Origin of the sequence: Elioraea tepidiphila DSM 17972 (genome assembly GCF_000378465.1) — a bacterium.
In the GTDB taxonomy this organism is placed as follows: domain Bacteria; phylum Pseudomonadota; class Alphaproteobacteria; order Acetobacterales; family Acetobacteraceae; genus Elioraea; species Elioraea tepidiphila.
Window position 1 is genome coordinate 44,618 of record NZ_KB899923.1, and the last position, 23,218, is coordinate 67,835.

General features: G+C 71.9%; 22 protein-coding genes and 1 other RNA gene. 9 read left to right on the forward strand and 14 right to left on the reverse strand.

Annotation, left to right across the window (positions count from 1 at the left end):
• Nucleotides 1-26 precede the first annotated feature (26 nt).
• Nucleotides 27-791: an N-acetylmuramoyl-L-alanine amidase gene (locus F563_RS0112055; RefSeq protein ID WP_019014932.1), complete on the reverse strand. Its 765-nt coding sequence runs from the start codon at nt 789-791 to the stop codon at nt 27-29.
• Between the two features lie 129 nt (nt 792-920).
• On the opposite strand from F563_RS0112055, the gene F563_RS0112060 reads away from it, so the two are divergent.
• The 5 genes from F563_RS0112060 (at nt 921) to F563_RS0112080 (ending at nt 4,724) form a co-directional block, all read left to right on the forward strand.
• Complete coding sequence (locus F563_RS0112060; RefSeq protein ID WP_019014933.1) at nt 921-1,907, forward strand: thiamine pyrophosphate-dependent dehydrogenase E1 component subunit alpha; 987 nt, start codon at nt 921-923, stop codon at nt 1,905-1,907.
• A gap of 11 nt (nt 1,908-1,918) precedes the next feature.
• On the forward strand, nt 1,919-2,890 hold the full coding sequence (locus F563_RS0112065) for an alpha-ketoacid dehydrogenase subunit beta (protein WP_019014934.1): 972 nt from the start codon (nt 1,919-1,921) through the stop codon (nt 2,888-2,890).
• Nucleotides 2,891-2,893: 3 nt separating this feature from the next.
• Complete coding sequence (locus F563_RS0112070) at nt 2,894-3,130, forward strand: lipoyl domain-containing protein (protein ID WP_019014935.1); 237 nt, start codon at nt 2,894-2,896, stop codon at nt 3,128-3,130.
• 39 nt (nt 3,131-3,169) lie between these two features.
• Complete coding sequence (locus F563_RS0112075; RefSeq protein WP_026299532.1) at nt 3,170-3,937, forward strand: SDR family NAD(P)-dependent oxidoreductase; 768 nt, start codon at nt 3,170-3,172, stop codon at nt 3,935-3,937.
• Between the two features lie 76 nt (nt 3,938-4,013).
• A complete protein-coding gene (locus F563_RS0112080; protein ID WP_019014937.1) occupies nt 4,014-4,724 on the forward strand; it encodes an SDR family NAD(P)-dependent oxidoreductase in 711 nt (236 codons plus the stop codon).
• A 3-nt stretch (nt 4,725-4,727) separates the two neighbouring features.
• Here F563_RS0112080 and F563_RS0112085 read toward each other — a convergent pair whose 3' ends face one another.
• Nucleotides 4,728-5,513, reverse strand: a complete 786-nt coding sequence (locus F563_RS0112085; RefSeq protein ID WP_019014938.1) for a TerB family tellurite resistance protein — start codon at nt 5,511-5,513, stop codon at nt 4,728-4,730.
• Between the two features lie 158 nt (nt 5,514-5,671).
• Between F563_RS0112085 and F563_RS0112090 the strand changes: the two genes are divergently transcribed.
• The 3 genes from F563_RS0112090 to F563_RS0112100 all read left to right on the forward strand — a co-directional run bounded on the left by F563_RS0112090 (nt 5,672) and on the right by F563_RS0112100 (nt 13,128).
• Complete coding sequence (locus tag F563_RS0112090; protein ID WP_019014939.1) at nt 5,672-6,484, forward strand: putative hydro-lyase; 813 nt, start codon at nt 5,672-5,674, stop codon at nt 6,482-6,484.
• Between the two features lie 71 nt (nt 6,485-6,555).
• The gene (locus F563_RS0112095; RefSeq protein WP_019014940.1) at nt 6,556-10,167 is read left to right on the forward strand and encodes a hydantoinase B/oxoprolinase family protein; all 3,612 of its coding nucleotides are present in this window, start codon (nt 6,556-6,558) and stop codon (nt 10,165-10,167) included.
• Nucleotides 10,168-10,212: 45 nt separating this feature from the next.
• Nucleotides 10,213-13,128: an AsmA family protein gene (locus F563_RS0112100; RefSeq protein ID WP_019014941.1), complete on the forward strand. Its 2,916-nt coding sequence runs from the start codon at nt 10,213-10,215 to the stop codon at nt 13,126-13,128.
• On the opposite strand, the gene F563_RS0112105 is transcribed toward F563_RS0112100, so the two are convergent.
• The 11 genes from F563_RS0112105 to ssrA all read right to left on the reverse strand — a co-directional run bounded on the left by F563_RS0112105 (nt 13,113) and on the right by ssrA (nt 21,891).
• On the reverse strand, nt 13,113-13,340 hold the full coding sequence (locus F563_RS0112105) for a ribbon-helix-helix domain-containing protein (RefSeq protein ID WP_019014942.1): 228 nt from the start codon (nt 13,338-13,340) through the stop codon (nt 13,113-13,115). The two genes, F563_RS0112100 and F563_RS0112105, sit on opposite strands and share 16 nt — an antisense overlap.
• Entirely contained in the window at nt 13,337-14,752 is a 1,416-nt protein-coding gene (locus tag F563_RS0112110; protein WP_019014943.1) for a class II fumarate hydratase, read from the reverse strand. The genes F563_RS0112105 and F563_RS0112110 overlap by 4 nt, the downstream gene beginning before the upstream one ends.
• Nucleotides 14,749-15,798, reverse strand: coding sequence for a tRNA epoxyqueuosine(34) reductase QueG (gene queG / locus F563_RS0112115; RefSeq protein WP_019014944.1), 1,050 nt, complete (start codon nt 15,796-15,798; stop codon nt 14,749-14,751). The genes F563_RS0112110 and queG overlap by 4 nt, the downstream gene beginning before the upstream one ends.
• Nucleotides 15,785-16,243, reverse strand: coding sequence for a preQ(1) synthase (gene queF / locus F563_RS0112120; RefSeq protein WP_019014945.1), 459 nt, complete (start codon nt 16,241-16,243; stop codon nt 15,785-15,787). The genes queG and queF overlap by 14 nt, the downstream gene beginning before the upstream one ends.
• Complete coding sequence (tgt, locus tag F563_RS0112125) at nt 16,240-17,358, reverse strand: tRNA guanosine(34) transglycosylase Tgt (protein ID WP_019014946.1); 1,119 nt, start codon at nt 17,356-17,358, stop codon at nt 16,240-16,242. Before tgt ends, queF begins: the two co-directional genes overlap by 4 nt.
• The gene (gene queA, locus F563_RS0112130; protein WP_019014947.1) at nt 17,355-18,362 is read right to left on the reverse strand and encodes a tRNA preQ1(34) S-adenosylmethionine ribosyltransferase-isomerase QueA; all 1,008 of its coding nucleotides are present in this window, start codon (nt 18,360-18,362) and stop codon (nt 17,355-17,357) included. The genes tgt and queA overlap by 4 nt, the downstream gene beginning before the upstream one ends.
• Before the next feature lie 16 nt (nt 18,363-18,378).
• Nucleotides 18,379-18,774: a VOC family protein gene (locus F563_RS0112135; RefSeq protein ID WP_019014948.1), complete on the reverse strand. Its 396-nt coding sequence runs from the start codon at nt 18,772-18,774 to the stop codon at nt 18,379-18,381.
• On the reverse strand, nt 18,774-19,160 hold the full coding sequence (locus F563_RS0112140; protein ID WP_019014949.1) for a RidA family protein: 387 nt from the start codon (nt 19,158-19,160) through the stop codon (nt 18,774-18,776). Before F563_RS0112140 ends, F563_RS0112135 begins: the two co-directional genes overlap by 1 nt.
• 96 nt (nt 19,161-19,256) lie before the next feature.
• The gene (locus F563_RS0112145; protein ID WP_019014950.1) at nt 19,257-20,912 is read right to left on the reverse strand and encodes a fumarate hydratase; all 1,656 of its coding nucleotides are present in this window, start codon (nt 20,910-20,912) and stop codon (nt 19,257-19,259) included.
• A gap of 75 nt (nt 20,913-20,987) precedes the next feature.
• A complete protein-coding gene (locus F563_RS0112150; RefSeq protein ID WP_019014951.1) occupies nt 20,988-21,497 on the reverse strand; it encodes an SspB family protein in 510 nt (169 codons plus the stop codon).
• A 73-nt stretch (nt 21,498-21,570) separates the two neighbouring features.
• Nucleotides 21,571-21,891: a transfer-messenger RNA gene (ssrA, locus tag F563_RS24480) on the reverse strand.
• Between the two features lie 33 nt (nt 21,892-21,924).
• Between ssrA and thyX the strand changes: the two genes are divergently transcribed.
• Nucleotides 21,925-22,863, forward strand: coding sequence for an FAD-dependent thymidylate synthase (thyX, locus tag F563_RS0112155; RefSeq protein ID WP_019014952.1), 939 nt, complete (start codon nt 21,925-21,927; stop codon nt 22,861-22,863).
• Between the two features lie 7 nt (nt 22,864-22,870).
• Here the strand turns inward: thyX and F563_RS0112160 are convergent, their stop codons facing one another.
• Nucleotides 22,871-23,182, reverse strand: coding sequence for a hypothetical protein (locus F563_RS0112160; RefSeq protein ID WP_019014953.1), 312 nt, complete (start codon nt 23,180-23,182; stop codon nt 22,871-22,873).
• Between the last annotated feature and the right edge of the window lie 36 nt (nt 23,183-23,218).

Sequence of the window (23,218 nt, forward strand, 5' to 3'; positions counted from 1 at the left end):
GATGTGTGACGGGGAGGGGTGCGGGGTCAAGGCCCGCGGATGCGCCCTTCCGCCATGGCAGCCACGCGACCCGCCGCCCATCGCGTTCGCCCGTCCGCCACCCCGTCGGCGCGGTGCGGCGCCCAGTGGCGCTGGAAGGCCGTGACCACCGTCGCGAACGCGGCGTCGGCGGGGCCGACGGGAGCGAGCTGGTAGCCGATCCGCCGCAGCGTGGCCCGGAGCGCGCGCACGCCGTCACCCTCCTCGCCCGGCGCGATCGGCGGCACCTCGTCGACCGCCGCCGGCGCCTCGCCCGGCCAGAGCCCGATCCCCGCAGCGGCGAGCCGCGCCCAGGGGAACAGCTCGCCCGGGTCCTGCTTGCGGCTGGGGGCGATGTCGCTGTGCGCGACCACGTTGCGCGGCGGGATCGGATGCCGCGCAAGGATGGTGCGGCAGAGCGCGATCACCGCGGCGACCTGCGCCTCGGAGAAGCCGCGATAGCCCCACTCGTGCCCCGGATTGACGATCTCGATGCCGATCGAGCGGTCGTTCAGCCCGACATGGCCGCGCCACCAGGACACGCCGGCGTGCCAGGCGCGTCGCGTCTCGGGAACGAGCGCGAAGATCCGCCCATCCTCCTCGACGACGTAGTGCGACGAGACCTTGGCCGCCGGATCGCACAGCCGTTCGATGGCTTCCGTGCCGCTCTTCATCCCCGTGTAGTGCAGCACCAGCATGTCGATCGGCACGCCGTCGGGACGTGCATCGTGGTTCGGCGACGGTCGGTCGATCGGTTCCGGGAGCGGGCTCATGGCGCGTCGGTGATCGCAGTGTTGGCGGAACGCCCTGCGCTCCGCCTTGACACCCGCAATCGCCCGCGCGTGCATGGGCGTCAAGGACGGCGCCAGTCCGTCGGACATCGAGGAGGAACCGCAGCCCCCATGCGCACGCCGTCCGAGGTCAATCTCTCCGCCGACGACCTGCTCGGCCTCTATCGCCGCATGCTGCTGATCCGGCGTGTCGAGGAGCGGCTCGGCGAGGACTTCAAGCGGGGCGACCTGCCGGGGCCGGTGCATCTCTATATCGGCGAGGAGGCGGTGGCGACCGGCGTGTGTGCGCATCTGGCCGATGCCGACTGGATCGCCTCCACGCATCGCGGGCATGGGCATTTCCTCGCCAAGGGTGGCGATCCGAAGCTGCTGGTCGCCGAGGTCTACGGCCGCGCGGGCGGGGTGTGCCGCGGCATGGGCGGATCGATGCATGTGGCCGATTTCTCGAAGGGGATCCTCGGTGCGAACGGCATCGTCGGCGGCGGCATCGGGCTTGCGGTCGGCGCCGCACTCGCCGCGCAGCTCGACCGCAAGGGCGCGGTTTCCGTCGTGTTCTTCGGCGATGGCGCGGCCAACCAGGGCGTGCTGATGGAGGCGCTCAACGTCTCGGCCCTGTGGAAGCTGCCGCTGCTGCTGATCTGCGAGAACAACGGCTTCTCCGAGTTCTCGCCGACCGAGACCGTGACGGTCGGTGCGATCGCCGATCGCGCCAAACCGTTCGGCGTGCCGTCCGCGGCGGTGGACGGCAACGACGTGATCGCCGTCTGGCAGGCGGCGAACGCCGCGGTGCGCCGTGCGCGCGCGGGCGAGGGACCGAGCCTGATCGAATGCCGCACCTACCGGCTGCGCGGCCATGTCGAGAGCGAGGGTTCGTTCATTCAGGAGCGTTACCGCGCCGACGAGGAGGTGGCTGCGTGGGCTGCGCGCGATCCGATCGCGCGACTCGCCGCCTACATGGACGAGCACGCGCTCGCGCCGGCGTCCGCGCGCGAGGCGATCGAGGCGGAGATCGCCGCCGCCGTCGCCGAGGCGGTCGCCTACGCGACCGACAGTCCCTATCCCGCGCCCGACCAGGCGCGCCAGTTCATGTTCGCCTGAAGGAGCGCGCGATGGCACGGCGGCGGATGATCCAGGCGATCAACGAGGCGCTCGCCGAGGAGATGGCGCGCGATCCGCGCGTCATCCTGTTCGGCGAGGATGTCGAGATCAGTGTCATGGGCGATACGCGCGGCCTGCGGGCAACGTTCGGGCCGGACCGGGTACGCAACACGCCGATCTGCGAGACCGTGATGACAGGCATGGCCGTCGGCGCCGCGGCGGCCGGCTACCGCCCGATCTGCCACATGATGTACGGCAACTTCCTCTACACCGGCATGGACGCGATCGCGAACCAGGCTGCGAAGCTGCGCTACATGACCGGCGGGCAGATCAAGGTTCCCGTCGTCTACATGGGCGTATTCGGCGCCGGCCGCTCCTCGGCCGCGCAGCATTCGGACGCGATGCATCCGATGTTCATGAACCTGGGCGGCATCAAGGTGGTGCTGCCGGCCTCGCCCGCCGATGCCAAGGGGCTGCTCAAGAGCGCGATCCGTGACGACAATCCGGTGATCTTCCTCCAGGCGGCGGGCCGCGGCGGCGAGGCGGGGGACGTTCCGGACGAGGAGTACACGATCCCGCTCGGCGTGGCCGAGGTGAAGCGGGCCGGCAAGGACGTCACGCTGGTCGCGATCGGTGCGATGGTGCGCCCGGCCATGCGCGCGGCCGAGACCCTCGCTGGCGAAGGGATCGAGGCCGAGGTGATCGACCCGCGCACGCTGATGCCGCTCGATGAGGCGACGATCGTGGCGAGCGTGCGGCGCACCGGGCGGCTCGTCGTCGTGGACGAGGCGCGCGACGTGTGCAGCGCTGCGAGTCACATCGCCGCCGTGGTGACGGAAGCGGCCTGGGACGCGCTCAAGGCCGCGCCGAAGCGCGTGACCGTGCCGGATGTCGCGATCCCGTATTCGCCGCCGCTCGAGAAGGCGCTGCTGCCCGACCCCGAGCGCATCGCCGCCGCCGTGCGTGCCACACTCGGGCGCTGAGCCATGAAGGCCGCGCTGAAACTGCCGCGCATCTCGATGAACATGGAGGAGGGCACGATCACGGCCTGGCGCAAGCAGCCGGGCGATGCCTTCACCCAGGGCGAGATCCTCTACGACATCGAGACCGAGAAGGCGACGCTGGAGGTCGAGGCGCCGTGCGACGGCCGACTCGTCGAGATCCTGGTCCCCGCGGGGGAGACCGTGGAGGTCGGTGCGGAGGTCTGCCGCATCGAGACGTGAGGGCAACGCCCGACACAGTGCAGCCGCGACGAGTCCATCATGAGCCGACGCTTCGCTGATCGACGCGCCCTGGTGACGGGCGGGGCCGCCGGGATCGGCCTGGCCACCGCGCGGGCGCTTGCGGCGGAGGGTGCACGCATCGCGCTGCTCGACATCGACGCCCCACGGCTCGATGAGACGGCAGCGGAGCTCCGCGGCACGGGCGCGGAGGTGCATGCGCTCGCCGCCTCGGTCGCCGATCCCGACGCGGTGCGCGCGGCCTTCGCCGAGCTCGATTCACGCTGGGGTGGGCTCGACATCCTGGTCAACAACGCCGGCGTGATCGGCAAGCGCGCCGCCCTCGATCTCACCGACGAGGCATGGTCGCGCGTGATGCGCATCAACCTCGACGGCGTGTTCTACTGCGCGCGCGAGGCTGGCCGGCGCATGGTCGCGCAAGGCTCGGGCGCGATCGTGAATCTGGGCTCGATCTACTCCCTCGTCGCGGCCCCGGAACGGCTTGCCTATTGCGCGTCCAAGGCCGCGGTCGCGGCGATGACCAAGGTGCTGGCGATCGAGTGGGCCGCCCATGGCGTGCGCGTCAATGCCGTCGCGCCGGGCTATGTCGAGACCGACCTGATCGCCGCTGCCGTGCGCGCCGGCGAGATCGACACCGTGCCGCTCGCGCGCCGCACGCCGGTCGGACGGCTCGCCCGACCGGATGAGATCGCACGCGCCATCCTGTTCCTGCTCGACCCCGCGAACGCGTACGTCACCGGCCACATGCTCGCGGTGGATGGCGGCTGGACCGCCTATGGCTACGTGTGATGCCGGGGTCACGTCGACGCCGGCATCGCGCGCGGGGCTGGTGGGGCGGCCGCGCGCGACCAGACGGGTGGATCGAATGATCGACTTCACAGGCAAGGCCATCGTGATCACCGGTGCGGCGAACGGCATCGGTCGCGCGACCGCGCTGCTGCTGCATCGACTCGGTGCACGGCTGGTGGCGGCGGATCTCGATGCGCGGGGTGCGGCGATCGCCCCCGATGTGCTCGCGGTCGAGGCGGATGTCGCGACCGATGGCGGCGAGCGCATCGCGGCTGCCTGCCGCGACGCGGGCCTCGTGCCCGACGGCCTCGTCAACGCCGCCGGCATCCACTTCCCCGGCGCGCTCACCGAACTGACCGACGAGGCCTGGCGGCGCATGATGGCCGTGAACCTCGATGGCACCTTCAAGGTCTGCCGCGCGATCGTGCCGCTGATGGCGGACGGCGGGTCGATCGTGAACATCGCCTCGCTGGCTGCGCATCGCGGTAGCCGGAACTACGCGCACTACGCCGCGACCAAGGGCGCCGTGATCAGCTTCAGCCGCAGCCTCGCCGCCGAGCTCGGACCGCGGCTGCGCGTGAACACGGTCTCGCCCGGCGTGATCCTGACGACGATGGTGGAGAAGTTCCTGCCCGAACGCGGGCCCGACTTCCTGAAGATGACGCCGCTCGGCAGGTTCGGTCAGCCCGAGGAGGTCGCATCCGTGATCGCGTTCCTGCTCTCGCCGGCGGCGAGCTTCGTCAACGGCGAGGTGGTGCACGTCAATGGCGGGCTCTACGTGGATTGAGCGTCACAGCCCGCGCTCGCGCTTGATGCGCGTCCAGGCATTGTTGATCTGCGCCACCCGTCTGGTCGCGTGCTCGATGAAGCGCGGCGGCACGTTCCGCGAGGCGAGCGTATCCGGGTGATTCTCGCGCATGAGCTGCCGCCAGGCCGCGCGTACCTCCTCGTCCGACGCGGTGCGCGCCACGCCGAGGACCTCGTAGGGGTCGGGCTCGTCCGGCTGCGGCCGCGCCGATCCGCCGGAGCGCGCGCGCTCCCGCTCGCGCTCGCTCATGCCCAGCCGCCGCGCGACTTCGTCGATGAAGCGGCGCTCGGCCGCGTTGATCGGCCCGTCCGCGAGCGCGATCTGATGCAGGCTCGCGAGCACATCCTCGAGCACGGTGCGGTTGTCGGCGAAGGCTTCCGCCAGCTTGTCGGCGAAGGGCTCGAACCCGTCCGCACTCTGCCGCGCGCCATCCCACAGCTTGCCGATGTCCTTCGCCGCCTCGGACGGGAAGCGGAACATGCGCTTGAAGGCGTCGATCTCGGACCGCTTCACCGGCCCGTCCGCCTTGGCGAGCTTGGCGGCAAGCGCCACCACCGAGATCGAGAACACCGTCTCGCGGCTGCCCATCATCTGCGCGAGTTCGGCCATGCGCAGCGGGTCGGGCTTGCCCAGCAGATCGGCGGCGGCGCCGGCCGGGCCGCCCTTGGTGTCGGCGGCATGGCCGAGGGCGGCGCCGAGCACGGCGCCGAGCGGTCCGCCCATGGCGAACCCCGCCACCCCGCCGAGGATCTTGCCCCAGATGCTCAAGAACCGCCTGCCGTTCGCGTTCTGTCCCTGGCCGACGCTACCACGCGGCCCCCTGGCCGGAAACGCACGGCGCCGGTATCGGGCCGAGACGTCACCACTTGATGAAGACGGCGGCGCGGGCTGCGCTATGCTGGCCGCGGATCAGAGGAGGGATCGGGATGACAGTGATGACGCCGATCGCCACCGCGCGGCGCCGGGCCGAGACCGGGCTCGCCGCCCGGCAACTCGCGCGCGAGGGCTTCGCCGGCACTACCGCCGGCCTTGCGCCGGGCCATGTGCAGGGCAACCTCGCGATCCTGCCGCGCGACCAGGCCGCCGATTTCCTGCGCTTCTGCACCCTGAATCCGAAGCCCTGCCCCGTGATCGGCCTCTCCGAGCCGGGCGATCCGCGCATCCCCGCGCTCGGCGCGGATCTCGACATCCGCACCGACCTGCCGCGCTACCGGGTGTGGCGCGACGGCGCGCTGGTCGAGGAGCCGACCGACATCACCGCCCATTGGCGCGATGACCTCGTCGCCTTCGTGATCGGCTGCTCGTTCAGCTTCGAGGAGGCGCTGCTCGCCGCCGGCGTGCCGCTCCGCCACATCGCCTGCGGGTGCAACGTCGCGATGTGGCGCACCTCGATCGCCTGCGCACCGGCCGGCCCCTTCGCCGGGCCGATGGTGGTGTCGATGCGCCCGCTGCGCGCGGCGGATGCGATCCGGGCGATCCAGATCACCTCGCGTTTCCCGGCCGTCCACGGCGCGCCGGTGCATCTCGGCGACCCGAGCCTGATCGGCATCGACGACATCACGCGGCCCCACTACGGCGACGCCGTTCCGGTGGAGGCGGACGAGCTGCCGGTGTTCTGGGCCTGCGGGGTCACGCCCCAGGCGGCGATCGTCGCCTCGCGCGTGCCCTTCGCGATCACCCACGCGCCCGGCTCGATGCTGGTGACCGACCTCCTGAACGCCCAGCTCGCGGCGCTCTGAGGCGCCGTGTTGTCGATTCAGCGGGGCTGGCCGATCCTCGCCGGATCAATCCCCGTGGCGGTGCCATCAGCATGACCTGGCAGTTCTGGATCGATCGCGGCGGCACCTTCACCGACATCGTCGCCCGCGCGCCCGACGGCACGCTCTCGGCGCACAAGCTGCTGTCGGAGAATCCCGGCCGCTATCGCGACGCCGCGGTCGCCGGCATCCGCCAGGTGCTGGGCCTCGCGCCCGACGCGCCGATCCCGCCGGGGCTGGTCGAGGCGGTGAAGATGGGCACCACGGTCGCGACCAACGCGCTCCTGGAACGCAAGGGCGAGCGCACGCTGCTGCTGGTCAATCGCGGCTTCGCCGACGGCTTGCGCATCGGCTATCAGACGCGGCCGCGCCTGTTCGATCTCGCGATCACCCTGCCGGAACTCCTCTACGAGCGCGTGGTCGAGATCCCCGGCCGTGTCTTGGTGGACGGGACGGAGATCGAGTCGCTCGATGAGGCGGCCGCGCGCGCGGCCCTGCAGGCGGCCCATGACGACGGCATCCGCGCGGTCGCGATCGTGCTGATGCACGCCTGGAAGTTCCCCGATCACGAGGCGCGGCTCGCCGCGCTCGCGCGCGCGATCGGGTTCCCGCAGGTCTCCGCGAGCCACCAGGTGAGCCCGCTGATCAAGTGGGTCGGCCGCGGCGACACCACGGTGGTGGACGCCTATCTCTCGCCGATCCTGCGTCGCTATGTCCGCCAGGTGGAGGAGGAGCTCGGCGACACGCCGCTCTACTTCATGCAGTCGAACGGCGGGCTCGCGCGCGCCGATGCCTTCCAGGGCAAGGACGCGATCCTGTCGGGCCCCGCCGGCGGCATCGTCGGAGCCGCGCGCACCGCCGGCATGGCCGGGTTCGACCGCATCATCGGCTTCGACATGGGCGGCACCTCGACGGATGTGGCGCTCTACGACGACGGCTTCGAGCGCGCCTACGAGACCCTGGTCGCGGGCGTGCGCATCCGCGCGCCGATGATGGCGATCAACACGGTCGCGGCGGGCGGCGGCTCGATCCTGCATTTCGACGGCGCGCGCTTCCGCGTGGGCCCCGACAGCGCGGGCGCCAATCCGGGCCCGGCCTCCTACCGCCGCGGCGGGCCGCTGACGGTCACCGATGCCAATGTCTGCGTCGGCAAGATCCAGCCGCGGCACTTCCCCGCGATCTTCGGCCCCTCGGGCGACAAGCCGCTGGACGAGGCGATCGTGCGCGAGGGGTTCCTCGCGCTCGCCGCCCGGATCGCGCGCGACACCGACACGCCGCTCAAGGACCCGCGCGAGGTCGCCGAGGGCTTCCTGAAGATCGCCGTCGCCAACATGGCGAACGCGATCAAGCAGGTGAGCATCCAGAAGGGCCGCGACCCGAAGCACTTTGCCTTGCAGTGCTTCGGCGGCGCGGGCGGCCAGCACGCCTGTCTGGTCGCCGACGAGCTCGGCATGGAGACCGTGTTCATCCATCCCTTCGCGGGTGTGCTCTCGGCCTATGGCATGGGGCTTGCTGCGCAGTCGGCGATGCGCGAGGCCGCGGTCGAGGTCACGCTCGGCGCGGACGCCTTGCCGGGGCTGAAGGCGCGGCTCGACGCGCTCGCCGACGAGGCGAAGGATGCGCTGGAGGCGCAGGGCGCGGCGCGCGAGACGATCGCGGTCGCGCGCACGCTGCACATCCGCTACGCCGGCACCGACACGCCGCTGGAAGTGCCGTTCGGCGAGCTTCGCGGCATCGTCGCGGCGTTCACGGAGGCGCACCGCGCGCGGTTCGGCTTCGCGACCCCCGAGCGCGACCTGATCGTCGAGGCGGTGGCGGTCGAGGCGACCGCCCCGGGCGAGGCGGTGCACGAGGCGCGGCTTGCCGCGCGTACCGACAGCGCGCCCGAGGCGATCGACCACGTCTCGCTCTTCTCGGGCGGAAGCGCGCATGAGGCGCCCGTGTTCGACCGCGACGCGCTGCTCGCCGGCGACCGCATCCTCGGCCCGGCGTTGATCCGCGAGGCGAACGCGACGACCGTGGTCGAGCCCGGCTGGGCGGCCGAAGTCACGGCGTCCAACCACCTGATCCTGCGCCGCGCCACCCCGCGGCCCGCGCGCGTCGCGATCGGCACCGAGGCGCGCGAGGGGGGCGCCGATCCGGTGATGCTCGAACTGTTCAACAACCTGTTCATGTCGATCGCCGAGCAGACCGGTGCGGTGCTGCAGAACACGGCCCAGTCCGTGAACATCAAGGAGCGGCTCGACTTCTCCTGCGCCCTGTTCGACGCCGCGGGCGGGCTGATCGCCAATGCGCCGCACATCCCGGTGCATCTCGGCGCGATGGGCGAGTCCGTGCGCACGGTGATCCGCTCGCGCGGGGCCACACTCCGGCCGGGCGACGTTGTGGCGCTGAACAATCCCTACAACGGCGGCACGCACCTGCCCGACATCACCGTGATCACGCCGGTGTTCGACGAGCAGGGGCGCGAGATCCTGTTCTTCGTCGGCAGCCGCGGCCACCACGCCGATGTCGGCGGCATCACGCCGGGCTCGATGCCGCCGCTCTCGCGCACGCTCGAGGAGGAGGGCGTGCTGGTCGACGACTTCCTGCTGGTCGAGGGCGGGCGATTCCGCGAGACCGAGTTCCGCGCGCTGCTGACGGGCGCCCGCTATCCAGCGCGCAGCCCCGACGTGAACGTCGCCGACATCCGCGCGCAGGTGGCGGCGAACGAGAAGGGCGTGCAGGAGCTGCGCCGCATCGTGCGCCAGTTCGGCCTCGCCACCGTGCAGCGCTACATGCGCCACGTCATGGACAATGCCGAGGAGTCGGTCCGGCGCGTGATCGGCCGGCTGAAGGACGGCAGCTTCGACTACCGCATGGACAACGGCGATCTGCTGCGCGTGGCGGTGCGTGTCGACCACGCCGCACGCAGCGCCACGATCGACTTCACCGGCACGGCTGCGCAACGGAACGACAACTTCAACGCCCCGCCCGCGGTCACCCGTGCGGCCGTTCTCTATTGCTTCCGCTGCCTGGTCGGCGAGGACATCCCGCTGAACGACGGCTGCCTCAAGCCGATCACCATCGTGATGCCGGAGGGGTCGTTCCTCTCGCCCAGACCGCCGGCGGCGGTGGTGGCCGGCAATGTCGAGGTCAGCCAGGCGGTGACCAACGCGCTGTTCGGCGCGCTCGGTGCGATCGCCTGTTCCCAGGCGACCATGAACAACTTCACCTTCGGCGACGGGCGGTTCCAGTACTACGAGACGATCTGCGGCGGCACCGGCGCCGGGCCCGGCTTCCACGGCACCTCGGCAGTGCAGACGCACATGACCAATACGCGCATGACCGATCCGGAGGTGTTCGAACTCCGCTACCCGGTGGTGCTGGAGCGGTTCGCGATCCGTCGCGGCTCCGGCGGGGCCGGAAGGTGGCGCGGCGGCGACGGCGCGGTGCGGCGGGTGCGCTTCCTCGCGCCGATGACGGGCGTCATCCTCGCGAGCCGACGGAACGTTCCGCCCTTCGGGCTCGCCGGCGGTGCGGATGGCGCGGCGGGCCGGCAGTGGGTCGAGCGGGCCGGCGGCGGGATCACGCCGCTCACCGGCACCGACAGCGCGGAGCTGGCGCCCGGCGACGTGTTCGTGATCGAGACGCCGGGTGGCGGGGGGTATGGCGCGCCACCCTGACGCAACGCGCTTGTGGATAAGCCGCGCGTCTGGCAATCCCCGCGTGTGCGCCTGATTCTTCGCTCCACCCTCTGGCTGCTCGCATTCCTGGCCGCGGCCGCGGTGCTGGCAGCGTGGCTGGTGCCGCGCCACCTCGACTGGACCGAGTACCGCGCGGAGCTTCAGCGCCTCGGCGAGGCGCGACTGGGGCGCGAAGTGCGCATCGACGGCGCTTTCGCGCTCGAGATGCTGCCGCAGCCGCGGCTGACGGCGCGCGGCGTCTCGATCGGCGACGCGGGCGACGGGTTCAGCGGCTCGGCGCAGGAGATCCGGCTCGGGCTCGCCCTCGCGCCGCTCTTGAGCGGGCGGGTGGTCGTGACCGACCTGACGCTCGTCTCGCCGCGGCTGACGCTGGCCGGGCTGCCCGCGCCGCTCTGGGAGGTGGCGGGACGGCCGACGCCGCTCTTCGCCCGTGCCGAGGTCCGGCTCGAGAACGGCGAGGTGACGGTCGGGGCCATGCGCCTCGCCGGGGTGAACGCGCGTCTGACATCCGTCGCCGCGGGCGGTCCCTATGTCGCCGAGGGCCGGTTCGACTTCGCCTCCCGCCCGGTCGATTTCTCGGTCGGGCTCGGCCAGCCGGGCTTCGACGGTGCGGCGACGCTGGAGGCGACGCTCGCGACCCGCGGCGCGCGTCTCGCCGCCACGGGCATTGCCTGGCACGGCGGATTTGCGTTCTCCGGAACGATCCGCGCCGAGGGCACCGATCTCTCCGCGCTGCTGCCGGGACCGGCGCTGCCGTTCCAGGCCGAGGCGCGCGTCTCCGCCGAGGGCGGGGCGGCGACCGCGGATCAGCTCGACCTGCGCATCGGCGAGTCGCGCCTGACCGGAGCGGCCTCGCTCCGGCTCGATACCGCGCCGCGCCTGGACGTGGCGCTCGCCGCCGTGCGGCTCGACCTCAATCCCTGGGTGCGGCCGGCGCGCGGTCTCATCGCCGCGCCGCCGCTGCCGATCGGGCTCGATCTGTCGGTCGAGGCGGCGAGCCTGTTCGGCGGCACCCTGCGCACGCTGCGCGTGGCCGCCGTGGTCGCGGACGGGCAGATCGCGGTGAACGAGGCGACGGCGCTGCTGCCGGGCGGCGCCGAACTCAAGGTCGGCGGCAGCGTGTCGAGCAACGAGAAGGGCCCCCGCTTCGACGGCCTCGCGGATCTCGATGCCCCCGACCTGCGCGAGCTGCTTGCCTGGCTCGATGCGACGCCGGGCTGGGCCGGCCCCGCGGTCCTGCGCGCGCTTCGCCTCTCCGGCAGCATGGTCGCCGAGCCCGGGCACCTCAGGGTGGAGGCGGCCGACGGAACGACGCTCGACGGGACGAGCCTCGCCGGCACGCTGACGCTGCGGACCGACGCCGCGCGCCCTTCGCTCACGGCCGATCTCCGGATCGATCGTCTGGACCCCCAGCTCTGGCTCGCCGGCCGCCTGCCCACCCCCGACAGCCAGGCGCTCACCGCGCTGGATCTCGCGCTGCGGCTCGAGATCGGCGTGCTGCCGATCGGCAACCTGACTGCGCGCGACGTCGCACTGGACGGCACGCTCGAAGCGGGGCGGGCGACGATCCGGCGGCTCGCGATCGGCGATATCGCCGGCGGCCGGCTTGCCGCCTCGGGTGCGGGCAGCCTGGGTGCGCAGCCCCGGCTGACCGCGCTCGATCTGTCCTTCGCGGGCACGGATGTCGCGGGGCTCGTGCCCATCGTGCCCTGGCATGTGGTGGCCGCCGCACGGCCGATGTGGCTCGGCGGCTATACCCTGCGCGCCAATGCCAGGGCCGAGGGCGAGGCGCTGGCGATCACCGCGCTGGTCGAGGCGATGGACGCGCGGCTTGAGGCCACGGGCACGGCGGATGCCGATCTCGGCCGGGTGAACGGACGCGTCGCGCTGCGCCATCCGGGGGCGCCGCGGCTGTTGCAGGCGCTCGGCCTTGCCGACCCGGCCGGCTGGCTCGGCGAGGGATCCTTGACGCTGGTCGCCGAGGCGAGCACGCAGCGCACCGGGGGCGGCCGGCGGGTTGCCGTGCGGGCGAGCGAACTCGGCATGGGTGCGCTGCGCGCCCAGTTCTCCGGCGAGGTCGCGATCGACGGCGATGCGCGCCGCGCGGCGTTGACGATCGAGGCCGAGACCCTGCCCTTGCCCGGGATCGATCTCAGCGACCCGTCGCTGCTGCCGCAGGCGATCCTGCCCGGCTGGACCGCGGCGGTGGTGCTCCGCGCGGGCGCGCTCCAGCTCGGCGGCGCGCCGGCGCTGTCGCGCGTCGATGCGGCGGTCGAGCTCGCCGACGGTGTCGTCTCGATGAGCCGGTTCTCCGGCGCGCTCGGCGGCGGCACGATCCAGGGGACGCTGAGGCTCGATCCGGTCGACGGCGTGCTCGTGGCCGAGACCACGGTCGTCGATGCCGTGCTCGCCGGACCGCTGTTCGGGCTGGCCTATGATCTCGGCGGCGGGCAGGTGAGCGGCGAGGCGCGGCTTCAGGCGATCGGGCGCAGCCCCTTGACGATGCTCGCCTCGCTCTCGGGCGAGGGGCGGCTGACGGCGAGCGAAGGCGTGTTCGTCGGGTTCGATCTCGGTCAAGTGGCCCACGCGTTGCAGGCTCCGGTGCCGGTGGCCGAGGGCCTCGCCGCGCTGCGCACGGCCCTGATGGAGGGGGCGACCGAATTCGATCGGCTGGAGGCCCGGTTCACGGTCAATGACGGCGTGGTCTCGCTCGGTCAGTCGCAGCTCGCCTCCCCGGCGGGTACGGCGCAGATCCTGGGCGAGATCGACCTGCGCGGCGGCACGCTCGATCTCGGCATCACCTTCGCCCCGCTCGGCGCCGAGCCGCTGCCGCGCATCGCCCTGCGCGCGGCCGGCACGTGGCAGGCGCCGCTGCGCGTCGCCGAGACGGCGGGCGCGGCCCGGTTCCTTGCCGAGCGGGCGGCTCAGCCGCGGCGCTGAGCCTCGGCGAGCGCGAACACCCGCAGCGCCGAAGACAGTGGGATCGCGGGATCGGCGCGGCCTGCGTCGATCTCGGCGATCAGCGCGGCGAGGGCGAGCCCGCGACGTCTCGCGGCCGCTTCGAGCGCCGCCCAGAACGACGGCTCCAGGGCCACGGAGGTGCGGTGCCCCGCCAGGCTGACCGAGCGCTTCTCGAGATGCCGCGCGGTCATCCGCCGCCCGGCAGGATGATGCCCGGGCGCGTCATCTCCTCGGGGCGCACCAGCGCATCGAACTCCTCGCCGGTGAGATGCCCGAGGGCGATCGCCGCGTCGCGCAGCGTGATGTTCTCGGCGAGCGCCTTCTTGCCGATCGCGACCGCCCTGTCGTAGCCGAGCCGGGGGTTGAGCGCGGTCACCAGCATCAGCGAGTTGGCGACATGGCGCGCGATCTGCGGCTCGTTCGGCTGGAGCTTCTCGACCATGTTGTGCGCGAAGCCCTCGGCCGCATCGGCGAGCAGCCCGCAGGATTGCAGCACCGCATGGATGATCACCGGCTTGAACACGTTGAGCTGAAGATGGCCGTGGCTCGCCGCGACCGTCACCGTCGTGTGGTTGCCGATCGCCTGCGCGCAGACCTGGGTCAGCGCCTCGACCTGGGTCGGGTTGGTCTTGCCCGGCATGATCGAGGAGGAGAGGCCGTCAGCCGGCACGATCAGCTCGGCGAGCCCCGCGCGCGGCCCGCTGCCGAGCAGGCGGATGTCGTTGCCGATCTTCATCAGCGTGACGGCGAGGCCGGACAGCGCGGCGGAGAGGGCGACGAGCGCGTCATGCGCCGCCATCGCCTCGAACTTCAGCACGGCCGGCGTGTAGGCCCGGCCGCAGAGCGCGGAGAGGCGTTCGCAGAACACGCGGTCGAACGCCGGATGGCGGTTCAGTCCCGTGCCGACGGCGGTGCCGCCCTGCGGCAGCATGGCGAGATCGGCGCGCGTGGCGCGCACGCGGGCGATGGCGTGGGCGAGCTGCGCGGCGAAGGTCGCGAATTCCTGCCCCAGCGTCATCGGCACCGCGTCCATCATGTGGGTGCGGCCGAGCTTGACGATCCGCTCCCAGGCCTCGGCGCGGGAGGCAAGCGCGAAGCGCAGCGTATCGATTGCGGGCAGCAGCCGGTGCTCCACCGCCTCGATCGCGGCGATGTGCATCACCGTGGGGAAGGCGTCGTTCGAGGACTGGCCGCGATTGACGTGGTCGTTCGGGTGCACCGGATCGCGCGCGCCGAGCGGCCGGCCGAGCATCTGCGCGGCGCGGTTGGCGATCACCTCGTTCGCGTTCATGTTGGTCTGGGTGCCCGAGCCGGTCTGCCAGACCGGCAGCGGGAAGTGCTCATCGAGCCTGTTGGCCGCGATCTCGGCGGCGGCAGCGATGATCGGCTCGGCGATCGCGCGCGGCAGTTCGCCGAGCTCGAGATTGGCCTCGGCGGCGGCCTGCTTCTGCAACCCGACGGCGCGGATCAGCACGGGCGGGAAGCGTTCGACGCCGATCCGGAACAGTCGCCGCGCGCGCTCGGTCTGCGGCCCCCAGAGCTTGTCCGCCGGGATCTCGATCGTGCCCAGGCTGTCGGTCTCGGTGCGGGTGGCATCGGTCATGCAACGGTCTCCGGTGCGAGGCGGGTCGCGGCCCAGCGCGCGGCCTCGGCGACGACGGGGTCGGGATCCTGCGCAAGCTCCTGCGCGATCGCGCGCAGCGACGGATCGCCGCTGTTGCCGATCGCGATCAGCACGTTGCGCACGAAGCGGCTGCGCCCGCTGCGCTTGATCGGGCTGCCCGAGAAGAACGCCCGGAAGCCCGCATCGTCGAGGCGGGCGAGGGCGGCGAGCGGGGGTGCCTTGAGGTCGTCGCGCGCGTGCAGCTTCCCCTCGCGCGCGACCTGCGCGAACCGGTTCCACGGGCAGACCGCGAGGCAGTCGTCGCAGCCATAGATGCGATTGCCGAGCGCGGGCCGCAGCGCCTCCGGGATCGGCCCCGCGTGCTCGATGGTGAGATAGGAGATGCAGCGTGTGGCATCGAGCTGGTAGGGCGCGGGGAAGGCGTCGGTCGGGCAGATCTCGAGGCAGCGGCGGCAGGAGCCGCAGCGGTCGGCGTGCGGCGGATCGGGTGCCAGATCGAGCGTGGTGTAGATCTCGCCGAGGAACAGCCACGAGCCGTGGCGGCGCGAGACGAGATTGGTGTGCTTGCCCTGCCAGCCGATGCCGGCCTGCGCGGCGAGCGGCTTCTCCATCACCGGCGCGGTGTCGACGAACACCTTCAGCCCGGCGCCGAACCGCGCGTGCAGGAAGTGGCCGAGCAGCTTGAGCCGCCCCTTCACCACGTCGTGGTAGTCGCGGCCCCGCGCATAGACGCTGATCGTGCCGAGGTCGCGGCGCGCGAGCGTCGCCATCGGATCGCCGTCCGGCGCGTAGGACATCCCCAGCGCGATCACGCTGACGGCCTCGGGCCAGAGCGCCCGCGGGTGCGCCCGCTCAGCGACGCGATCCGCCATCCAGCCCATCGTGCCGTGCCGCCCGGCGGCGAGGAATGCGTCGAGCCGGGCGCGCGCCTCGGGTGGCAGGCTGGCGCGGGTGAAGCCGACCGCGTCGAAGCCGAGACGGGCCGCCTCGGCGCGGATGAGCGCCTTCGCGTCAGCCGCGGCCACGGTAGGGTGCGACCTCCTGGGGCGGAATCCACACGCCCTCGGGCGGCGCGCCCGTCTGCCAGAACACGTCGATCGGCATGCCGCCGCGCGGATACCAGTAGCCGCCGATGCGCAGCCATCGGGGTGTCAGCAGATCGACCACGCGGCGCGCCACCATCAGCGTGCAGGCCTCGTGGAAGGCGCCGTGGTTGCGGAAGCTGGCGAGGAACAGCTTCAGCGACTTGCTCTCCACGATCCAAGCGTCGGGGATGTAGTCGAGCACGAGATGCGCGAAATCGGGCTGGCCCGTGAGGGGGCAGAGCGAGGTGAACTCGGGGCAGACGAAGCGCACAACGTAGGAAAGGCCGGGTTCGGGATTCGGCACGCGCTCGATCACCGCCTCCGCGGGCGAGGCGGGGATGGTGCTCTTCCGGCCGAGCTGGGTCAGGCCCTCATAGCCCGTCATGCGTCGTCTCCCTGCGCCCACAGGGCCGCGAGCGCGGCCGCGTGGGCGTCCAAGCGACCGTCCAGGATGGCGGTGCGCAGGCCGCGCATCAGCGCCTGATAATAGTGCAGGTTATGCCATGTCAGCAGCATCGGCCCGAGCATCTCCCCGGACTTGATCAGGTGATGCACATAGGCGCGCGAGTGCCGCGCGCAGGCGGGGCAGGCGCAATCCGGGTCGAGCGGGCGCGGATCGTCGGCGAAGCGGGCGTTGCGCATGTTCAGCACCCCGCGCGAGGTGTAGGCGCGGCCGGTGCGGCCCGAGCGGGTCGGGATCACGCAGTCGAACATGTCGATGCCGCGCGCCACCGCGCCGACGATGTCGGCCGGCGTGCCGACCCCCATCAGGTAGCGCGGGCGGTCGGCGGGCAGCAGCGGCACCGTGACGTCCAGCATCGCGAACATCGTCTCCTGCCCCTCGCCGACCGCGAGGCCGCCGACGGCAAAGCCCTCGAAGCCGATCGCGGTCAGCGCCGCGACACTCTCGGCGCGCAGCCCGGGATAGACGCTGCCCTGGACGATGCCGAACAGGCCGTAACCGTCGCGCGGCACGAAGGCCGCGCGGCACCGTGCCGCCCAGCGCATGGAGAGGCGCATCGAGACGGCGGCCTCGGCCTCGGTCGCGGGGAAGGGCGTGCACTCGTCGAGCACCATGGTCACGTCCGCGCCGAGCGCGTGCTGGATCGCGACCGCGCGCTCGGGCGTCAGCCGATGCTCGGAGCCGTCGAGATGGCTGCGGAAGGTCACGCCGATCTCGTCGAGCGTGCGCAGTTGCGACAGCGACATCACCTGGAAGCCGCCGCTGTCGGTCAGGATCGGCCCATGCCAGTCCATGAAGCGATGGAGCCCGCCGAGGGACGCGATGCGCTCCGCGCCCGGGCGCAGCATCAGGTGGTAGGTGTTGCCGAGCACCATGCGCGCGCCGGTCGAGCGCACGGCCTCCGCCGTCATGGCCTTCACGGTGCCGGCGGTGCCGACCGGCATGAACACCGGCGTGGCCACGTCGCCATGCGCGGTGTGCAGCACGCCGGCGCGCGCGGCCCCGTCGGTCGCGGTCACGGTGTGGCGCAGCGTCATATCCGCTCCAGGAGCGTGGCGTCGCCGTAGGAGGCGAAGCGGTAGCCCGCGGCCAGCGCGTGCGCGTAGGCCGCCAGGATGCGCTCGCGGCCGGCGAAGGCGGCGACGAGCACCATCAGCGAGGTGCGCGGCAGGTGGAAATTGGTCAGCAGGAGGTCGGCGGCGCGGAAGTCGAACCCGGGCGTGATGTAGAGATCGGTCTCGCCCGACCAGGGCTGCACGCTGCCGGTCGCGCGCGCGGCCGTCTCCAGGGTGCGCAGGCTGGTCGTGCCGACCGCGACGATCCGACCGCCGGCCTCGCGGGTCGCGGCGATCGCCTGGGCCGTCTCGGCCGACAGGGTCGCACGCTCGGCGTGCAGCCGGTGCGCGCGCACGTCCTCGACACGGATCGGCAGGAAGGTGCCGGCGCCGACATGCAGCGTGACATGCGCGAGGCGGATGCCGCGTGCGGCGAGCGCCTCGATCAGACGCGGCGTCAGATGCAGCCCCGCGGTGGGGGCGGCGACCGCGCCGGGATGGCGCGCGAAGGTGGTCTGGTAGTCCTCCGCGTCCGCCTCGGTCGGGCCCTGCGCGCGGTCGATATAGGGCGGAAGGGCGAGCGTGGCGGCCGAGGTCGGATCGCCGGCGAAGCGCAGCCGCACGGTGCCGCCCTCGCGTGCGAGCACCTCGGCGGTGGTGGCGCCGAACTCGATCACGGTGCCGGGCTTCAGCCGCCGCGCGTTGCGCGCGAGTGCCGCCCAGGTGCCGTCGGGCAGCGGATGGTCGAGGGTCACGCCGACGCGCGCGCTGCCGGCCGTGCCTTCCAGCTGCGCCGGGATCACGCGCGTGTCGTTCACCACCATGAGGTCGCCGGGGCGCAGCACCGCGGGCAGATCGGCGACGATGCGATCCTCCAGCCCGTCGCGGCGCACCACCAGCAGGCGCGCGGCGTCGCGCGGCCGCGCCGGCTCCTGCGCGATCCGCTCCGGCGGCAGCGCGTAGTCGTAGTCGGCGAGCGCGAACACGTCGGGTGCCGGACCCTCAGGCGTAGGTGGCGATCTCGATCAGGTTGCCGTCGGGGTCGCGGCAATAGACCGAGGTGATCGGGCCGAGCGCGCCGTCCTTGGCGACCGGCCCCTGCTCGACCTTCACGCCGAGTCCGTGCAGGTGGCCGATCACCTCGTCGGGCGTGACCGTGACGATGAAGCAGAGATCCTGCGTGCCCGGCGCGGCGGCGATGCCGCTCCACCATTCCTGCTGGGTGGCCTCGACCGGGCGGAGGTTGATCTTCTGCCCGCCGAAGGCGAGGCCGGTGCGCAGGGACGGTCCGAAGGTGATCCGTTCCATGCCCAGCACCTTCTGGTACCAGGCGGCGGCGATCTCCACGTCCTTCACCGTGATCACCAGGTGGTCGAGGCGGTCGACGGCGAAGCGCATCACCCGGCCTTCGGCAGCTTCGCCGTGACCTCGATCTCGATCCGCATGGCGTCGGTCGCGAGGCCGGCGTGGATCAGGGTCGAGGTCGGGCGCGCCTTGCCGAGATACTTCCTGATCACGGGCCAGCACGGCTCCCAGTCCTCGCGCCTGGGCACGATGAAGAAGGCGCGCACCACGTCGTCGAGCGAGGCGCCGGCCTCGGCCAGGGCGGCGGCGATGTTGCGGAAGCACTGCTCGGCCTGGGCGACCACGTCGTCCTCGATCGTCATCCGGGTGTAGTCGTAGCCGGTGGTGCCCGACATCCAGACATACTCGCCGTCCACGACCGCGCGGGAGTAGCCGATCTGCTCCTCGAACAGGGAGCCGGAGGAGATGTGCTTGCGCATGACGAGGTTCCTGAGGTGGGCGCGGGAGGGGCACGGCCGTCGGCGCGACAAGCCGCGCCGGGATCCCGTTCGGGACCTTCCTGAAGGCCTCTTTCCTTACTCCAGCCCGTCGTAGAAGTCGTTGCCCTTGTCGTCGATGACGATGAAGGCGGGGAAGTTCTCGACCTCGATGCGCCAGACCGCCTCCATGCCGAGTTCGGGATACTCCAGCACCTCGACCTTGCGGATGCAGTCCTTGGCGAGCCGCGCGGCGGGCCCGCCGATCGAGGCGAGATAGAAGCCGCGATACTTGCGGCAGGCCTCGCGCACCGCGCGCGAGCGGTTGCCCTTGGCGAGCATCACGAACGACCCGCCGGCCGCCTGGAACTGGTCGACATAGCTGTCCATCCGCCCGGCCGTGGTCGGGCCGAAGCTGCCGGTGGCGTATCCCGCCGGGGTCTTCGCGGGCCCCGCGTAATAGACCGGATGGTTCCGCAGATACTCGGGCATGGGCTCGCCGCGATCGAGCCGCTCCTTGATCTTGGCGTGCGCGATGTCGCGCGCCACCACCATGGGTCCGGTCAGCATCACGCGCGTCTTCACCGGGTACTGCGACAGCGTGGCACGGATCTCGTCCATCGGACGGGTCAGGTCGATCGCCACGGTCTCGCCGCCGAGATGCTCGTCGGTCGTCTCGGGCAGGTACTTCGCCGGGTCGGTTTCGAGTTGTTCGAGGAACACGCCCTCGGGTGTGATCTTGGCGAGGATCTGGCGGTCGGCCGAGCAGGACACGCCGATGCCGACGGGGAGGGACGCGCCGTGGCGCGGCAGGCGGATCACGCGCACGTCGTGGCAGAAATACTTGCCGCCGAACTGCGCGCCGATCCCGAGCCTGCGGCTGATCTCCAGCACCCGCATCTCGGCTTCGAGGTCGCGGAAGGCGTGGCCGGCGGCGCTGCCCTGGGTGGGCAGCGCGTCGAGCCAGCGCGTGGAGGCGAGCTTCACGGTCTTCAGCGTGGCCTCGGCCGAGGTGCCGCCGATCACGATCGCCAGGTGATAGGGCGGGCAGGCGGAGGTGCCGAGCGTCTTCATCTTGGTTTCGATGAACTGATACAGGCGCTCGGGGTTCAGGATCGCGCGCGTCTCCTGGAACAGGAAGGTCTTGTTCGCGCTGCCGCCGCCCTTGGCGACGAACATCAGGTGGAACTCGTCGGCGTGATCGTCGCCGGGCGCGGCCATGATGTCGAACTGCACCGGCAGGTTGTTGCCGGTGTTCACCTCGTCGAACATGGTCAGCGGCGCCATCTGCGAGTAGCGCAGGTTGGTCTCGGTGAAGGTGCGGAACACGCCGCGGGCGAGCGCCTCCTCCTCGTTGCCCTCGACCCATACCCGCTGGCCCTTCTTGCCGAACACGATCGCTGTGCCGGTGTCCTGGCACATCGGCAGCACGCCGCCCGCGGCGATGTTCGCGTTCTTGAGGAATTCGAGCGCGACGTAGCGGTCGTTCTCGGAGGCCTCGGGGTCGTCGAGGATGGCGCGGAGCTGGCGCAGATGGCCGGGCCGCAGCAGGTGCGAGGTGTCGTGGAAGGCCTGGAAGGCGAGCTCGGTCAGCGCCTCGGGGGCGATCGTCAGCACGCGCCGGCCGGCCGCCTCGATCGTGGCGACGCCACCGACATCCAGCCGCTTCCAGGGCGTCTCGGAAGGCCCGAGCGGGAACATCGGGCTGTAGAGGAACTCTCCGGTGCGGGCAGGGCGGTTCAGGGGCGCGTTCATCGGCGGCCTCCTTCCTGGAATCTCTCGGGCGGCGGGCTTATGGCATGGGCCGGCCAGGCGGGCCAGCGCCGGGGCTCAGCCGCGCGGGGGGCGCTTGCGGAAGGCGTCCAGGCTGACGACCTGCGGCGTCTCGGCCGGCGGCGCGGGCCCGGGACCGTCCGGCGCCGTCCCGGGCGACGCGGCCTCGGGCTCGGGCGCCGCCTCGCCGTCTTTCGACTCGAAGCGCAGCCCGAAGCGCACCGACGGATCGGCGAACTGGGTCACGGCCAGCCAGGGCACGTTCAGATGCGCCGGCACGCCGCCGAAGAAGAGGGTGACGGCGAAGCCGTCGGCATCCGCCTCCAGCGACTCGAACTGGTGCTGCAGCACCACCGTCATCTCGTGCGGGTACTGCGCCTTCAGCCGCGCGGGCATGCGCACGCCCGGATGGTCGGTGCGGAAGGTGATGTAGAAGTGATGCTCGCCCGGCAGGCCCTCGCGCGCGATCCGGTCGAGTGCGAGCCGCATCACGTTGCGCAGGCTTTCCTGGATCCAGGCCTCGTAGGGCAGCAGGCTGTCCTTAAGCCCCGGCTCGTCCCCTGCCATCACCTGTCCCGTTCGTCCCCGTCCCGCGTCGAGCGTTGCTGTTGCGACCGTACCACCAGGCGGCGGACGGTGAAGTGGGGGGCTTCTGTTGCCCGGTGCCCCCCGGACCGCGCTTGCCTAGACTAGGTCAGGCAGCGAGCGCCATACGGCTGTTGTCGTTGGCACTTATGATCGGCCCGATAACGGCGGTACCATGCCGGGCGAAAGGCGGGTCTTTACCACGCGCGTCGAGCCTGTTTCGCCCCCATGCCCCGCCAGCCGCAACGGGGGAGTGGTGGAGGCGCCGGGCACTGCCCCCGGGTCCGCAACGCTTATTCCACGCGCCGTTTATCGCCATAGCCGGGTTGCCCCGGCATCAGGGAATATAGGAAACGCAACCGCCATGCGGAAGCCTCGCGACTCGGCGGGGCGGGAGAATGACCGACCGATGCAGCTCACCGAGGCGCAACAGGCGGAGATCGAGGCGGCGCGCGCAGAGGCGCGGCCGACGCTGCGGCCGACCGTCCCGGCGATGGAGGCGCTGCTGCATCGGCCGATCCCCGTGCTCGACCACGGCTTCGTGCGGGTGGTGGACTACATGGGCGACGATGCGGCGGTGGTGCAGGCGGCGCGCGTCTCCTATGGCCGCGGCACGCGGCGAGTGCAGGACGATGCCGGGCTGATCCGCTACCTGATGCGGCACTGGCACTCGACGCCGTTCGAGATGGCCGAGATCAAGCTGCACGTGAAGCTGCCGATCTTCGTCGCGCGCCAGTGGATCCGCCACCGCACCGCCAACGTGAACGAGTACTCGGCGCGCTACTCGGTGCTCGACCGCGAGTTCTACATCCCCGCCCCCGAGCACCTCGCGGCGCAGAGCGACGCCAACCGCCAGGGCCGCGGCGCGATGCTGTCGGGCGACGAGGCCGCCGAGGTGCTGCGCCTGCTGCGCGAGGACGCCCGGCGCTGCTACGACCACTATGCCTGGATGCTGAACGAGGGCGAGGGCGGCGAGCCGGCCGATCCGACGCGGCTCGGGCTCGCGCGCGAACTCGCGCGCATGAACCTGACGCTGAACCTCTACACGCAATGGTACTGGAAGACCGACCTGCACAACTTCATGCATTTCCTTCGCCTGCGCGCCGATGCGCATGCGCAGTACGAGATCCGCGCCTATGCGGTGGCGCTGCTCGACGTGCTCAAGGCCTGGGTGCCGATCACGCACCAGGCCTTCCTCGACTACCGGCTGGGGGCAGCGACGCTGTCGGCGCCGATGCTCGCCTGCGTGCGCCGGATGCTGGCAGGCGAGACCGTGACGGTGGAGACGAGCGGATTGTCCAAACGCGAATGGCGCGAGATGGCCGCGGTGCTCGGCCTCGCGCCGTGAGAGCGGGCTATCTGAGCCGGGCGGCGATCGTGCGCAGCAGCGCCGCCGCCGCGGTCGCGGAGGCCGCAAGCCGCTCGTGACGCTCGCTGACCTTGAGCCCGGCGCCGCGCGCCGTGCGCAGCGTGGTCTCGATCGTGTCGATCACGGCCGTCAGTTCGGCGACCCGGATGCGCAGTTCCATCCGTTCACGCAGGCTTGCGGGGAGGTCGGAGGACGGCGGCGGCCCGGTCGCCGGCACGCCCCGCTGCGCATCACCGCGGGCGCAGTCCGCGGCATCGCGCACGGCAGACGGCCGGCAGTCATCGCGCTGGTCGTCCATCACGCCGTTCCTCCCCTCCGCGCGCGCGCGCGGGGC

What these genes read in the sequence shown, in the direction of transcription:
- F563_RS0112055 (WP_019014932.1), bottom strand. Translation starts at nt 791, where the DNA reads ATGAGCCCGCTCCCGGAACCGATCGACCGACCGTCGCCGAACCACGAT.
- F563_RS0112060 (WP_019014933.1), top strand. Translation starts at nt 921, where the DNA reads ATGCGCACGCCGTCCGAGGTCAATCTCTCCGCCGACGACCTGCTCGGC.
- F563_RS0112065 (WP_019014934.1), top strand. Translation starts at nt 1,919, where the DNA reads ATGGCACGGCGGCGGATGATCCAGGCGATCAACGAGGCGCTCGCCGAG.
- F563_RS0112070 (WP_019014935.1), top strand. Translation starts at nt 2,894, where the DNA reads ATGAAGGCCGCGCTGAAACTGCCGCGCATCTCGATGAACATGGAGGAG.
- F563_RS0112075 (WP_026299532.1), top strand. Translation starts at nt 3,170, where the DNA reads ATGAGCCGACGCTTCGCTGATCGACGCGCCCTGGTGACGGGCGGGGCC.
- F563_RS0112080 (WP_019014937.1), top strand. Translation starts at nt 4,014, where the DNA reads ATGATCGACTTCACAGGCAAGGCCATCGTGATCACCGGTGCGGCGAAC.
- F563_RS0112090 (WP_019014939.1), top strand. Translation starts at nt 5,672, where the DNA reads ATGACAGTGATGACGCCGATCGCCACCGCGCGGCGCCGGGCCGAGACC.
- F563_RS0112095 (WP_019014940.1), top strand. Translation starts at nt 6,556, where the DNA reads ATGACCTGGCAGTTCTGGATCGATCGCGGCGGCACCTTCACCGACATC.
- F563_RS0112105 (WP_019014942.1), bottom strand. Translation starts at nt 13,340, where the DNA reads ATGACCGCGCGGCATCTCGAGAAGCGCTCGGTCAGCCTGGCGGGGCAC.
- F563_RS0112110 (WP_019014943.1), bottom strand. Translation starts at nt 14,752, where the DNA reads ATGACCGATGCCACCCGCACCGAGACCGACAGCCTGGGCACGATCGAG.
- queF (WP_019014945.1), bottom strand. Translation starts at nt 16,243, where the DNA reads ATGACGGGCTATGAGGGCCTGACCCAGCTCGGCCGGAAGAGCACCATC.
- tgt (WP_019014946.1), bottom strand. Translation starts at nt 17,358, where the DNA reads ATGACGCTGCGCCACACCGTGACCGCGACCGACGGGGCCGCGCGCGCC.
- F563_RS0112135 (WP_019014948.1), bottom strand. Translation starts at nt 18,774, where the DNA reads ATGCGCTTCGCCGTCGACCGCCTCGACCACCTGGTGATCACGGTGAAG.
- F563_RS0112140 (WP_019014949.1), bottom strand. Translation starts at nt 19,160, where the DNA reads ATGCGCAAGCACATCTCCTCCGGCTCCCTGTTCGAGGAGCAGATCGGC.
- F563_RS0112145 (WP_019014950.1), bottom strand. Translation starts at nt 20,912, where the DNA reads ATGAACGCGCCCCTGAACCGCCCTGCCCGCACCGGAGAGTTCCTCTAC.
- F563_RS0112150 (WP_019014951.1), bottom strand. Translation starts at nt 21,497, where the DNA reads ATGGCAGGGGACGAGCCGGGGCTTAAGGACAGCCTGCTGCCCTACGAG.
- thyX (WP_019014952.1), top strand. Translation starts at nt 21,925, where the DNA reads ATGCAGCTCACCGAGGCGCAACAGGCGGAGATCGAGGCGGCGCGCGCA.
- F563_RS0112160 (WP_019014953.1), bottom strand. Translation starts at nt 23,182, where the DNA reads ATGGACGACCAGCGCGATGACTGCCGGCCGTCTGCCGTGCGCGATGCC.